The sequence below is a fragment of the Alcanivorax sp. genome, assembly GCF_002733835.1.
In the GTDB taxonomy this organism is placed as follows: domain Bacteria; phylum Pseudomonadota; class Gammaproteobacteria; order Pseudomonadales; family Alcanivoracaceae; genus Alcanivorax.
Genome location: NZ_NVWY01000002.1, coordinates 14,741 through 27,780 on the forward strand (window position 1 = coordinate 14,741; position 13,040 = coordinate 27,780).

Below are 13,040 nucleotides of genomic sequence, written 5' to 3' on the forward strand. Positions count from 1 at the left end.
TTTATGCCCGAACGGGTGCTTCGGGTCTTCCAGGCTGGCCCGCACTCGTTGTTGCGCTTTTTTGATGGATGGACATATCTCGATCCCAGTTAGGGGGCACCTTCAAAAGCGCGCCCTCTGTGCCCCGAATGGGGTATAGATTGCGAACCAGCCTGAAAAACTGAGCATGCGAGGAGTTTTCAGAGGCTCCCTAGTCATGCCGGCCCATCACCAACCCCGCTAGCCGGGTGATCCAAACCCCGGGCAAGAATCGTGTTACCGCGACCATCAGCTTATACAGGGCACCGGGTACCACCACCGCTTTCCCCGCCATTAGTCCCTGCAATCCTGCAGCAGCTACCCGATCCGCTGGCATCATCGCCTTTTCCAGATCCGGATCCATTTTTTCACGGGCCAGAGAAGAAAACTCGGTACGCGTGCCACCCGGACACAGTGCCGTCACCACCACACCAAACGGTTTCAGCTCTTCGTGGAGTGCTCGACTCAAGTGCAGCACCGCAGCCTTGCTGGCCGCATAGGTGGCCATACCGGGAATCGGAAACCAGGCGGACACCGAACTGACATTGAGAATCCAGCCCCTACCTCGCTCTGCCATGGGCGCAGCAAACAATCGCGTCAGGGCCAGCAGGGCACGATCATTCACATCCACCATGCCGAGCTGCTCCTCCAGACTCATTGCCAGCAAGGGTTTCTGGAAGCCAAAGCCGGCGTTATTGATCAGGATGTCCACCAGCAGGCCACGACGGGCCACTTCATCAAAAAGCATTTGCGGCGCCAGCGGATCTGACAGATCTAACGTGATCACCTGCACAGACACCGTTGACAGTTCTTCTGCCAACGCATTCAAGCGTTCGGTACGTCGTGCCACCAGAATCAAATTACAGCCGGCCGCTGCCAGCTGGCGTGCCATTTCTGCGCCAATGCCACTGGAGGCGCCGGTAATTAACGCGGTTTTTCCTGAAAACATTTTTTGCTCCAGCTTCTAGCTTCCAGCGTTGATCGTCCTGCGGACGATGCCGTGCTGCGCACGGTTCGCGCCTCCAGTGGCGCTCCTACAGCGGCTTCGTAGAAATGCCAAAACCCGGAACTTTTCGTATTTCCGAATCAAATCGAGCGTAGCTTGTACCCCAAAAACAAAAAACCCGGCACAAGGCCGGGTTTTTTGTTGGTGCAGGAAGCAGGTTTTTACAGCTTGCCGTCCAGCTCCGGTACGGCTTCGAACAGGTCAGCCACCAGGCCGTAGTCCGCCACCTGGAAGATCGGGGCTTCTTCGTCCTTGTTGATAGCAACGATGACCTTGGAGTCTTTCATGCCGGCCAGATGCTGGATGGCACCGGAGATGCCAACCGCAACGTACAGGTTCGGCGCAACGATTTTACCGGTCTGACCGACCTGCATGTCGTTGGGTACGAAACCTGCGTCAACGGCAGCACGGGATGCACCCACGCCAGCGCCCAGCTTGTCAGCCAGCTTGTACAGGATTTCGAAGTTTTCACCGTTACCCATGCCACGACCACCAGAGATCACGATCTCAGCAGAGGTCAGCTCAGGACGGTCAGACTTGGCCAGCTCTTCACCCACAAAGGAGGAGATGCCCGCGTCTTTTGCAACGTCGATGTTTTCAACAGAAGCAGAACCGCCTTCTGCTGCAACGCCATCGAAAGAGGTGCCACGCACGGTGATCACTTTCTTCGCATCGCCACACTTAACGGTAGCAATGGCGTTACCGGCGTAGATCGGACGCTTGAAAGTGTCCGCATCAATTACGTCGGAGATCTCGGAGATCTGAGCCACGTCCAGCAGAGCCGCCGCGCGAGGCGCGAAGTTCTTGCCGGTGGTGGTGGCAGCCGCCAGGATGTGGCTGTAATCCGCACCCACTTCAGCAACCAGATCGCCAATGTTTTCAGCCAGCTGATGCTCGTAGGCATCGTTGTCTGCGCACAGTACCTTGGAAACGCCATCAATCTTGGCCGCTTCTTCAGCAACAGCACCGCAGCCTTTACCAGCTACCAGTACAGTGATGTCGCCGCCAATTTCTTTGGCAGCAGCAACCACACTCAGGGTGACCTTGTTGAGCGCGGCGTTATCGTGTTCGGCGTAAACTAATACACTCATCAGATCACCTTCGCTTCGTTCTTCAGTTTCTCGACTAGCTCGTCAACGGAGCCAACGATGATGCCAGCCTGACGCTCAGCCGGCGCTTCCACTTTCTCGGTGGTCACACGCGGAGTCAGGTCAACGCCCAGATCAGCAGCGGTCTTGGTGTCCAGCGGCTTCTTCTTGGCTTTCATGATGTTCGGCAGAGACGCGTAACGCGGCTCGTTCAAACGCAGGTCAGTGGTGACCACCGCCGGCAGGTTCAGCTCTACAGTCTGCAGGCCGCCGTCGATTTCACGGGTCACTTTCACCTTGCCGTCAGCCACATTCACTTCGGAAGCGAAGGTACCCTGCGGCATGCCGGTCAGAGCAGCCAGCATCTGGCCGGTCTGGTTGTTGTCACCGTCGATGGCCTGTTTGCCCAGAATAACCAGCTCGGGCTTTTCTTCATCAACGATGGCTTTCAGCGCCTTGGCGATGCCCAGCGGCTGAACGTCTTCGTCAGTTTCGACCAGGATGGAGCGGTCAGCGCCCAGAGCCATAGCCGTACGCAGCTGTTCCTGAGCGGTCTTGGGACCGATGGAAACGGCAACGATTTCGGTAACCACGCCCTTTTCTTTCAGACGCACCGCTTCTTCTACAGCGATTTCACAAAAGGGATTCATGGCCATTTTAACATTGGCGAGATCAACACCAGTGTTGTCAGCCTTCACGCGAACCTTGACGTTGTAGTCAACGACCCGCTTGATAGGTACAAGAACCTTCATAGGATCCTCGGAATGTTCCATTGGGTGACTTGTAGAAGGAGGCGACATGACGCCGTTGCCGGGTCCACCCCCGCGAAAGAGCCGCTATCTTGAACGCTCGCCCACAGCAGGTCAATAGGCCGAAAATCTGTAAGCAGATGATTTTGCTGCAAATAGACCACACAAAGTGTCCACTTTTTGTGACCTGTCGGTCGGCGATTTTCTTGTAAATCAACCATCTAGCAAGAGATAATCCAAACACTTGTTTGAAAGTGCCCTGCGCCGGTTCAAATGTTGACACAAGTTCGCGTCCGCAGGGCCAACCCCAGTAGTGGTGTGGTTTCTTCTATCTCTATATACTCCGCGCCACCCCCAAGGCTGGTCTCGGTCGGCCATTGAGAAAGGTTTTCTGTTACTGCAAATGTCAGAACGCCTTTCTCAGTGGCTTCCGGGCCAAACACGCAATTGATAGCGAGGAGACAGGCTGTGGAACGCGAATCTATGGAAGTCGACGTAGTCATCGTCGGCGCCGGTCCTTCCGGTCTGGCAACTGCCTGCCGTCTGGGCCAGATCGCCCAGGAAACTGGTCAGGAAATCAGTGTTGTTGTGGTAGAGAAAGGCTCCGAAGTGGGCGCCCATATCCTTTCCGGTGCGGTACTTGAGCCGCGCGCCCTGAATGAACTGTTCCCCAACTGGCAGGAACTGGGCGCCCCGGTGAACACCAAGGTAACCGGCGACGAGATCTTCTTCCTCACCGGCCCGGAAAAGGCACAGAAAGTGCCCAACCTGTTCGTTCCCAAGACCATGCACAACGAAGGGAACTACATTATTTCCCTGGGTAACTTGTGCCGCTGGCTCGGCGAGCAGGCCGAAGGCCTGGGCATCGAAGTCTTCCCCGGCTTCGCCGCCAGCGAAGTGCTGTACAACGAAGACGGCTCTGTAAAAGGCATCGCCACCGGCGATTCCGGCATCGGCCATGACGGCGAGCACAAGCCCAGCTACACCCCGGGCATGGAGCTTCACGCCAAGTACACCATCTTCTCTGAAGGCTGCCGTGGTCATCTGGGCAAGCAGCTGCAGGAAAAATTCAACCTGCGTGAAGGCACCGATCCGCAACATTACGGCATCGGCATCAAAGAGTTGTGGGACATTGACCCGGCCAAACACCAGGAAGGGCTGGTCGTTCACACCGCTGGCTGGCCGCTGACTGAATCCGGCTCCCCGGGTGGTGCTTTCCTGTACCACATCGAAAACAACCAGGTTGCCCTGGGCCTGATCACCGATCTGGCCTACTCCAACCCGCACGTCTCACCGTTCGACGAGATGCAGCGCTGGAAGACCAACCCGGAAATTAAAAAGCATCTGGAAGGCGGCAAGCGTGTCTCCTATGGCGCCCGCGCCATCTCCAAGGGTGGCCTGCAGTCCCTGCCCAAGATGACCTTCCCCGGCGGCCTGCTGGTGGGCTGTAATGCTGGCACGCTGAACTTTGCCAAGATCAAGGGCACTCACACGGCCATGAAGTCCGGCATGATTGCCGCCGAAGTTCTGGCGGAAGCTCTCAAGGGCGGTCGTGGCAGCGACGAGTTGACCGAGTACAAGGATGCCTTCGACAAGAGCTGGGTTTACGAAGAACTGCACGCGCAGCGCAACTTCGGCCCGGCCCAGCACAAGTTCGGCAACCTGGTCGGCTCCGCTTTCGCCTTTGTGGACATCAACCTGTTCAATGGCAAGCTGCCCTTCACCATGCGCGATACCACCCCGGATCACGCTACCCTGAAGCCGGCTGACCAGAGCAAGAAGATCGACTACCCGAAGCCGGACGGCAAGATCACCTTCGCCAAACTGGACAGCGTATTCCTGTCCAACACCAACCACGAAGAAGATCAGCCCTGTCACCTGACGCTGAAAGATCCCAGCGTGCCGCTTGAGGTTAACCTGCCCAAGTGGGACGAGCCGGCCCAGCGTTACTGTCCCGCAGGCGTGTACGAAGTGGTGGAAGACGAGAATACGGGCGACAAGCGTTTCCAGATCAACGCCCAGAACTGTGTCCACTGCAAAACCTGTGACATCAAGGACCCCACCCAGAACATCAACTGGGTGGCCCCGGAAGGCACCGGCGGCCCGAATTACCCGAACATGTAATTCCCGTCACGGCTTCCGTGTCACAAACAAAAAAGGCGCCTTTTCTGGCGCCTTTTTTGTTATGGCCGGACTGTCAAACCCTGACAGCCCGGCAAAAAGGGTCAGGCCAGAGGTCTCTGCAGACGCTGGATCACCCGGGCACGCTGCTGCGCACGGTTCTTGCGCAGGCGGTACCAGGCCAGACGAATGCGATAATCCAGGGCATCCATCATCGCCAGCGGAGGCATGGCCGGCATGTGCAGGTCCGGTTTGCGGGACTGAATCCGTACCGGGGCTTCAAGGGTCTGGGTTTCGTTGTGCTTCATGGTCTCCTCCCTGTCTGATGACAATATGGAGTGGCTGGGCTTTGATTGGCTTCCATGATGCAATCAGGTTTATTATCAGTAAATCGAAAAGAACTGCACCTAGCGTTCAATTTTTCTGAAAGGTAAGCCATGCCACCCAACACCCCTCTCCAGCCCCTGCTGGACACGGAAATCCTGCGTAGTTTCGTGGCCATCGCCGAAACCGAAAGCTTTACCCAGGCTGCCAGCGAAGTGTTCCGCACCCCCTCGGCACTGAGCATGCAGATCAAGCGCCTGGAGGAGCAGCTCGGCCAACGGCTATTCCTGCGCGAAGCCCGGCGAGTCAGCCTGACCGCCGAAGGGGAAGCCATGCTCGGTTACGCCCGGCGGCTACTGAAGCTGAACCAGGAAGCCATCAGCCATTTCACCGCCCCTGAACTGGAAGGCACCGTGCGGCTGGGCACCCCGGATGATATCGGCACCCGCATCCTGCCCCAGGTGCTCACCCAGTTTTCCCGCTCCCACCCTGCGGTACAGGTCAATGTGATTGTCGGCCGCAGCGCCGACATGCTCAAACAGCTGGACGCCGGCAAGCTGGACCTGATTATGGTGACCACCGGCAAGCAGGCACGGCCAGCACGAGGGGAAGTGGTACATAGCGAGCCCCTGGTATGGGCAGGCGCCCAGAGCGGTATCGCGGTGACCCAAAATCCCCTCCCCCTGGCGCTGGCCAGCCAGGGCTGCCCCTGGCGCAAAATGGCCCTGGAGGCGCTGGACCACAGCCAACATCGCTACCGGATTGCCTATACCAGCGAGCACTGTGCCGGCCAGGAAGCGGCCATGCAGGCGGATCTCGCCATCGGCCCCTTTCCGCTCAGCCTCATTCAGCCCCCGCTACAGCAGCTGGGAGACGAATTTGCACTCCCCGAGCTGGGCGATTATCAAATCGCCATGCTCTACCGCGGCGAAGAAGGGTCTGCCACCCACGTGCTGGCTGGCCATGTCCGGGCCGTTTTCCGGGCCCTGCGGCTGTAATGGGTCAGAAAACACCAGAAACGATACAAATAATTTATTTTGTCTCATTGTGTAATCACCACATCCTCGTTAGCATAAATTGAAACGAGCGTATGACCGGTTCAGAACCGGCTTTCGAGGATGAACAAAATGACAGCACAAGCCTCTGCTTTCGATAACAAAACCCGGCTTGAGAACCAATGGCCGGAACCTCTCAGCGCCAAAGAACTGGATCGCAAATTCCCCGGCGTTCTGGACAACACCGTTATGCTGTCCGCCGGGGCGAATATCATCATGCAGCTGGCCCTGCCCGCGGTCGGTTACGGCGTCGCCGAGAGCCGTGTAAAAAGTGGCTCCGTCCTGCACCGTCCGCTCAAACGCACCCGCACCACCTTTACCTATCTGGCCGTTGCCATGATGGGCACGAGCGAAGAAAAGCTGGCCTATCGAAAAGCCGTTAACGGCGCGCACAAGCAGGTCTATTCCACTGACAGCTCCCCGGTAAAATACAATGCCTTCGACCCCGAACTGCAGATGTGGGTTGCCGCCTGCCTGTATTGGGGCTTTGTGGATACCTATCAGAAAGTTAACCGGACGCTGAGCCGCGCAGAGCAGGAAGAGTTCTATCAGTTATCTCACCCGCTGGGCACCACCCTGCAGGTTCGCCAGGACATGTGGCCCCGGGATCTGGATGGCTTTGAGGCGTACTGGCAAAACGGCCTGAAGAACCTGAGCATTGATGACCGTGTGCGTGAATTCCTGATGATCATCGCCGATCTGAAATTCCTCAATCCGGTTAGCCAGTTACTGTTCAGCCGCTTCAACCGGTTTGTCACCACCGGCTTTCTTCCTCAGGAACTGCGCGATCAGATGCACCTGGAATGGAACGACGACAAGCAGCGCAAGTTTGAACGCTTTGTGCGGATGGCTGGCCGTATCAGCCGCCTCTTTCCTCGCCCTATTCGCCAGGCCGCTTATCTGCTGCCGCTCTGGGACTTCCGTCGCCGGCTGAAAAAAGGCAAGCCTCTCATTTAAACCCTGCTCGCCAATCCTGGTAGGGGGCATGCCCCCCTATCCTTTTATCGGCAACCTTGCGATACCGGCCACCTCCTCAGGCAGCAGGTCACGGCTCTCCCCCGGGGCCAGGCTTTCATCCAGAACCAGATGACCGATAGCCAAGCGGTGCAACGTCAGCACCTTGTTATCGAAACGTCCGAACATTCTCTTGATCTGGTGATAACGGCCTTCGCACAGCCAGACATCCGCCTCGTAAGCACTACGAATTCTGAGCGTCGCCGGGCGTGTCTGGATGCCCTCGAATGCGAACCACATGCCTTCGGAAAATGCGGCCACATACGCCTCCGTCAGAGGCTGCTCCACCGTCACCCGATAGTGCTTACGAACCTGACTCTGCGGCTGACTAAGCTGCCGGGACCAGGCGCCATCATTTGTCAGCAACACCAGGCCTGTACTGTTGAAATCCAGCCTGCCGGCCAGATGCAAACCCTGACGCTGTGACGCAGGCAACAAATCCATCACGGTGGTGTGCTGATCGTCACTGGTGGCGCTGACCACGCCGGCAGGCTTGTTCAGCATCAGGTAACGCGGCGCCTCACTTTGCAGCAGCTCCCCGTCCAGCTCTACCCGGTCGAACGGGCCGATTCGCTGCTGACGATCCCTTACCGGCACGCCATTCACCCGCACGCGCCCCGCAGCCAGCACCGGACGCAGCCCGCTGCGGCTGACTTGCAGAACCTGGCTGAGAAAACGATCGAGTCGGTGGTTGCGGCTTGGCATGACGTAATCATAATCGCGCAGCTCACCGCTGGCGAACCGTTCCAGCCCTATAGCCATAACCGATAGGTGCAAACGCACCCGAATCCGTATAATTGAAAATTCTGGCAGTGTCACTGCATCAGACAAAGACAAGGCACAGACTTTCACGCTTGGGCTCCCGGTTTATGCAACAAAGCACGTTCCGAATCTGGTCCTCCCTGCACACCTGGACCAGCCTGATCAGCACCGCTTTCCTGTTAATGCTTTGCATCACCGGACTGCCGCTGATCTTTCATGATGAACTCGACAGCGTTCTCCACAGTGACCACTGGCAGCCCGCCAACCCTGGCGGTGCACTCCTGAGCCTGGACGATATTCTCGAGCAGGCGGCGCAGCACCGCCCTGGTGAAGTCCCGCTGTTCATGAGCTTCGATATCGACCGCCCGGTGATTAACGTCACCAGCGGTCCCGCGCCGGATTCCCCCGGCAGCGACATGACCATGGCGTCCTTCGATCGAACCAGCGGCGAGGCGGTACCCGGGCACGAGGGCTTCGACATCATGGAATTCCTGCTGCAATTACACACCGACATGTTCCTGGGCTTACCCGGCATGCTGTTTTTGGGCGCCATGGGCCTGCTGCTGATCATCGCCATTGTGTCCGGCGTTGTGCTCTATGCCCCCTTCATGCGCAAACTGGAATTCGGCGCCTTGCGCACCCGGCGTTCCAAACGCATCAAGTGGCTGGATTACCACAACTTGCTGGGCATTGTGACCGTGGCCTGGCTCACCGTGGTGGGCCTCACCGGCGTGGTGAATACCCTTGCTGACCCTATCACCACTACCTGGCGAACCCAGGCACTGGCCGATCTGACTGCCGGCTACCAGGGCGACACCGTTCCCACCCCGTCTGAGATGGCCTCGCTGGATGATGCCGTCAAGCAGGCAGTGGAAGCAGCGCCGGACATGACCCTGCAATTTGTCGCCTTCCCCGGTGGTTCCTGGTCCACCAACTATCACTACGCCATTTTCCTGCACGGCAACACGCCCCTCACCTCGCACATCATCACACCGGTGCTGATTGATGCGCGCACCGGGGAATTTGCCGGCATGCGAGAGATGCCCTGGTACAACAAGGCTCTGTCACTCTCAAGCCCGCTACACTTTGGGGATTACGGCGGATTACCGCTGAAGATTCTCTGGTTTGTACTGGACCTGTTTACCATTGTGGTGCTGGTGACCGGCCTGTACCTGTGGTGGGTGCGGCGGCGAAACAACAACGCTGGAGGGGCATGATGGGCCGAACGTTTGCCATTCCGCTGTTCATCGGCATCACCAGTATCGTGGGGCTGCTGGCCGCCCTGCTCGGCGATGGTGCCTACGACGCAGTATCCTGGTTGGGCCTGGGCATCCCGGTGGCCGCCGTGATTTACGCCTACGCCAAACGGCTCTGACATCCGCCATAACAGGCTACTGTAGGAGCCCCACTTGAGGGGCGAACAGCAACAGGGGGTGAACACCCGTCTCACCACAGAGCAAAAGCCACAAAGACAATTAATGGCTCTACTCTGTGATCTCCATTCCCTCTATGAGAATTGGCAGATGTCTTTTCAGATTTGGGTTTCGCCCCTCAAGTGAGGCTCCTACATACAAGACAAAAAGGTACTAGAAGCGAACAGTCACCGCCGAAATAAACGCATCGCGAGTACCGATAAAACCATCGTATTCCAGCATGACAGACAACCTCGGTGTCACGTCCCAGTTGGCTCCCGTCACCAGATTCCAGCGGTCAGAATTGCTCTGGTCCACCTCGTAATCCAGCACCTGATCCGTACCCGGTATCGCCAGGCTGCCAGCCGCCACCGTGCGCACATCCAGATAGTTCCCCCCGGCAAACACCGTCAGCCGCCCTGCCCGGTTCAAGGCAAAGCCGCGACCCACTCGCGGGCTGACGGTAAAGGCGCGCCCCTCCAGCGTGGTCTTGTCGGAATCGGTCCAGGTCACGTTAAACGGCACCAATAAAAACCAGTCCCGCCACCCGGAGGCCACCACGCCCCCAGCGCCATAATTTATCGGGCTAAGGTCCACATCAATGGGGAAGCGCACCTGCTTGCCTTCAAACAGATAGCACACCGGCGGCCTGATGGCACCGGAACAGTCCCTGCCAATCTGATTTAGCATGGTGTCGCCGTCTAGCTGAATATCCAGATCCAGGTCGCCATTTACCTGCCCGAAAGTGCCGTACAAATTCAAAAACGGCAGCACCCAGGCATCGACCTTGATCTGTTCGGTAATCAAATCACTATCGGCACCGAAAGACACAAACTGGTATGGGCGGGTGCCATTACCATTGAAACCCACCTGCAGGTTTTCAATCCGCATATCCTGGCGCACGTCCGCCCGCAGCACACCGATGCCAAACGGCATCGGCAAATCATAGCCACGAGCCACCGCCTGCTTGCCAAGAAAAGGGAGAGGGTGATTCCAGTAACGGGGAGCATCGGCACTGTTGGAATCATGGCTCGAATAACGGTTCGGAAAGTTATACTGAGACAGGCCGGTGTCAGTCAGGCGATGATTCACCCGCACCTGGCTAATATCCATGCTGGCGCCCGCCGACACCCCCGTTTCACTGGAAACAAACAGCTCAATGCCCGCACTGCCGGAACGCATCTGTTCATCACTGCCGCCCACATTGGAGCTCGCGTTGGATTGCAACAACCACTTGCCCCGCCTGATCTGGTTGATCACGGCAGGGTCAGTAATCACCGCCACAAAACGCTCCGCCCGGGCACCAATGCCCAGCCCCATGCGAACGGAATGAATATCCAGATAGGTCTGCGTGTCGTTACGCTGGTCGTGCAACACCGCCACCGAGGTGCCGCCGCCCAAAGGCCCCAGAAGCAGAATGTCAGTGGTGCCGACAATATAACCAGGGGCAGTATCCAGCCTTTGTTGCAGCTCCGGCATCTCGGCGATAAAGCTTGCCAGTGCCTGGTCGGTTTTCCAGTCCACTTGTTCGCGTACGGCATCCACATCCGCCACTGGCGTTCCCACACAGCCGACCAGGCAACCTGTCGCCCACGATAATAGCAATGCCAGTTTGACTGGTACCAACGAGTGCCCCATTCACCGTTTCCCTTTGCCGCTTCCTTTTACTGCTTCCGTGCATCCCCTGATGCTTTCAATGGATGGTGGACGGTTTTAGGGACACTGTCACGCCGCAGACATCACACGATGGCGAGTCCCCACACGCTATTGAAGAAAATGAACACCCGTTCGGGCCTGAAGGCCCAACCCTTTTTCTGTATTCCCGGCTCAGGGCTGTTTATCGAAGCTCTTCACCCCTTCCGGAATGGTGAACCAATCCTGTTTCTCGCTGACCCATACATGGGCCTGGGGTTGGATAATCCGGGTATCGGAGAGATTGGCAGGCTTGAGCTTGATTGTATCCGGCTGGTCAGGATTGAAATGATAGATACGATTGCCACACCCGGGACAGAACCGGGCACCGTTGGTATTACCGCTTTCCGCCTTGCGCAGCCATTCACGCATTTCCCCCTGGAAGACAATGTCCTGGGTGCGAACCACAGCGGTAAGGCTGAACGCACTGGTAGACAACTTCTGGCACTCCTTGCAGTGACAGGCTAATACCATTTGCGGCTCGGCCAGCAACTGATAGGTCACCCCGCCACACTGGCAAGCCCCTTCTATTGGATAGGTCACCATTTCAATCTCCCTTATTTATTCAGGATTAACGACCGCAGGCTGATACCGATAGTGCCCGGTGATTCGGTAGTCAAACAACATGTCTTCAAGCCGGGGGCCGGCCCCGATGTTATGCACCACCTCAGGATTTCCTGTACTGGGCGACAGCGTGTCGGTGACGATACCAATGTGCGGCAAATTGCCCGGCAGCATCCAGGTCACCAGATCCCCCGGCGCATAATCCGCAGGGTTATCACTGACTGGCAACGACTCGCCATGACGAGTAAAGAAAGCCTGTAAATTGGGGACGCGGCGATGGTCGATATTGCTGTCGGTAGACGACAGCCCCCAGATCCGCCGGGACGGATAGGCATCGAAATCAGCGGCCATATCCTCGTGCACCAGCTGCTGCAAATCAGTACCAATAGCGCGGTAGGAACGGATGATTACATCGGTGCAGACACCGATCTCCGCCGGCACATCTCCGTTGGGATAATCGATTCGGTAATAGGCCCCGTTGTAAGTCACCCTGTGTTCCGTGCGCGCCATCGCCGCCGCCACAAGGTCCTGCTGAAAGCTGTCGGCCAAGCCGTGCTCCGCAACCAGCAACGACACTGCAAGCCACCACCCCACTAATGCTCTCTTCAAAAACCGAATACCCATAATCCCTGGCACCTGAAACATGTAGGGGGATGCTTACTGGTAGAGTTTGCCTTGATGTTTAAGCCAGCCGCCCACCTGGCGGCCTTGCGGATCATGGTGAGTCCAGTGGACCACCCCGCCTTTATCGTTCCACTCGTACTCACCATAAAAAGCAACGCTGTCGCCTTCTTGCAAACCAGGAATGCGTGGCGCCAGATCGATGTTATGAGCGATCAGAATGGTCTGGCCAGAGGCAAGCTCAAGAATGAATTTTTGATGGCGGCTGCCTTCATTGTCGTCAGGCAGTACCTTGACCACCCGGCCAGTTCCTTCCACTTGGACATCGCTTTGCCGGTTTTCATAGGCCGCCTGAATGACCTTGTCACCAGCAACCGAGGCCGTTTCCGTCTGCGGGGTCTGTGCGGGAGCCAGGCTGACTGTGCTGTCATCGCGCAGGTTATCCAGCCCGTACAGTGCCAGCACTGTCACGGCGGCCGCGATAACCGGAACCATTTTTTTCATCGACGTATCTCTGACCGGGTTATTCCCCCTTTTTTTACCACAAGCCATCCGCAATGCCAGAACCGCCCGCCACAAAAAAGGGGCAGCCCAGGCTGCCTCTCTCTTTTACT

At 57.4% G+C, this 13,040-nt stretch carries 14 protein-coding genes; 5 read left to right on the forward strand and 9 right to left on the reverse strand.

Going from position 1 to position 13,040, the window contains the following annotated elements; genetic code table 11:
• Positions 1 to 190: 190 nt before the first annotated feature.
• The 3 genes from COA55_RS01355 to COA55_RS01365 form a co-directional block, all read right to left on the reverse strand.
• Positions 191 to 967: an SDR family oxidoreductase gene (locus COA55_RS01355; RefSeq protein WP_290500235.1), complete on the reverse strand. Its 777-nt coding sequence runs from the start codon at positions 965 to 967 to the stop codon at positions 191 to 193.
• Positions 968 to 1,185: 218 nt separating this feature from the next.
• Positions 1,186 to 2,115, reverse strand: coding sequence for an FAD-binding protein (locus COA55_RS01360; RefSeq protein WP_290500237.1), 930 nt, complete (start codon positions 2,113 to 2,115; stop codon positions 1,186 to 1,188).
• On the reverse strand, positions 2,115 to 2,864 hold the full coding sequence (locus COA55_RS01365) for an electron transfer flavoprotein subunit beta/FixA family protein (protein ID WP_290500239.1): 750 nt from the start codon (positions 2,862 to 2,864) through the stop codon (positions 2,115 to 2,117). The genes COA55_RS01360 and COA55_RS01365 overlap by 1 nt, the downstream gene beginning before the upstream one ends.
• A gap of 465 nt (positions 2,865 to 3,329) precedes the next feature.
• On the opposite strand from COA55_RS01365, the gene COA55_RS01370 reads away from it, so the two are divergent.
• A complete protein-coding gene (locus tag COA55_RS01370; RefSeq protein ID WP_063519991.1) occupies positions 3,330 to 4,985 on the forward strand; it encodes an electron transfer flavoprotein-ubiquinone oxidoreductase in 1,656 nt (551 codons plus the stop codon).
• 101 nt (positions 4,986 to 5,086) lie between these two features.
• On the opposite strand, the gene COA55_RS01375 is transcribed toward COA55_RS01370, so the two are convergent.
• Positions 5,087 to 5,290, reverse strand: coding sequence for a hypothetical protein (locus COA55_RS01375; RefSeq protein ID WP_063521714.1), 204 nt, complete (start codon positions 5,288 to 5,290; stop codon positions 5,087 to 5,089).
• 129 nt (positions 5,291 to 5,419) lie between these two features.
• Here COA55_RS01375 and COA55_RS01380 point away from each other — a divergent pair, with 129 nt between their 5' ends.
• Both COA55_RS01380 and COA55_RS01385 read left to right on the forward strand, forming a co-directional pair.
• Entirely contained in the window at positions 5,420 to 6,304 is an 885-nt protein-coding gene (locus tag COA55_RS01380) for a LysR substrate-binding domain-containing protein (protein WP_063538165.1), read from the forward strand.
• 129 nt (positions 6,305 to 6,433) lie between these two features.
• Entirely contained in the window at positions 6,434 to 7,318 is an 885-nt protein-coding gene (locus COA55_RS01385; protein ID WP_290500242.1) for an oxygenase MpaB family protein, read from the forward strand.
• Between the two features lie 36 nt (positions 7,319 to 7,354).
• On the opposite strand, the gene COA55_RS01390 is transcribed toward COA55_RS01385, so the two are convergent.
• Positions 7,355 to 8,080, reverse strand: a complete 726-nt coding sequence (locus COA55_RS01390; RefSeq protein WP_290500429.1) for a 16S rRNA pseudouridine(516) synthase — start codon at positions 8,078 to 8,080, stop codon at positions 7,355 to 7,357.
• A 164-nt stretch (positions 8,081 to 8,244) separates the two neighbouring features.
• On the opposite strand from COA55_RS01390, the gene COA55_RS01395 reads away from it, so the two are divergent.
• Positions 8,245 to 9,354, forward strand: a complete 1,110-nt coding sequence (locus COA55_RS01395) for a PepSY domain-containing protein (RefSeq protein ID WP_290500244.1) — start codon at positions 8,245 to 8,247, stop codon at positions 9,352 to 9,354.
• Entirely contained in the window at positions 9,351 to 9,512 is a 162-nt protein-coding gene (locus tag COA55_RS01400) for a hypothetical protein (RefSeq protein WP_290500246.1), read from the forward strand. Before COA55_RS01395 ends, COA55_RS01400 begins: the two co-directional genes overlap by 4 nt.
• Before the next feature lie 211 nt (positions 9,513 to 9,723).
• On the opposite strand, the gene COA55_RS01405 is transcribed toward COA55_RS01400, so the two are convergent.
• From COA55_RS01405 to COA55_RS01420, 4 genes are all read right to left on the reverse strand, one after another.
• Complete coding sequence (locus tag COA55_RS01405; RefSeq protein ID WP_290500247.1) at positions 9,724 to 11,187, reverse strand: hypothetical protein; 1,464 nt, start codon at positions 11,185 to 11,187, stop codon at positions 9,724 to 9,726.
• 189 nt (positions 11,188 to 11,376) lie between these two features.
• Positions 11,377 to 11,787 carry a GFA family protein gene (locus COA55_RS01410; RefSeq protein WP_290500249.1) on the reverse strand — a complete coding sequence of 137 codons (411 nt, stop codon included), beginning with the start codon at positions 11,785 to 11,787 and terminating at the stop codon, positions 11,377 to 11,379.
• Between the two features lie 15 nt (positions 11,788 to 11,802).
• Entirely contained in the window at positions 11,803 to 12,399 is a 597-nt protein-coding gene (locus COA55_RS01415; RefSeq protein WP_290500250.1) for a DUF1287 domain-containing protein, read from the reverse strand.
• A gap of 63 nt (positions 12,400 to 12,462) precedes the next feature.
• On the reverse strand, positions 12,463 to 12,930 hold the full coding sequence (locus tag COA55_RS01420) for a DUF3465 domain-containing protein (protein ID WP_290500252.1): 468 nt from the start codon (positions 12,928 to 12,930) through the stop codon (positions 12,463 to 12,465).
• Positions 12,931 to 13,040: the final 110 nt, after the last annotated feature.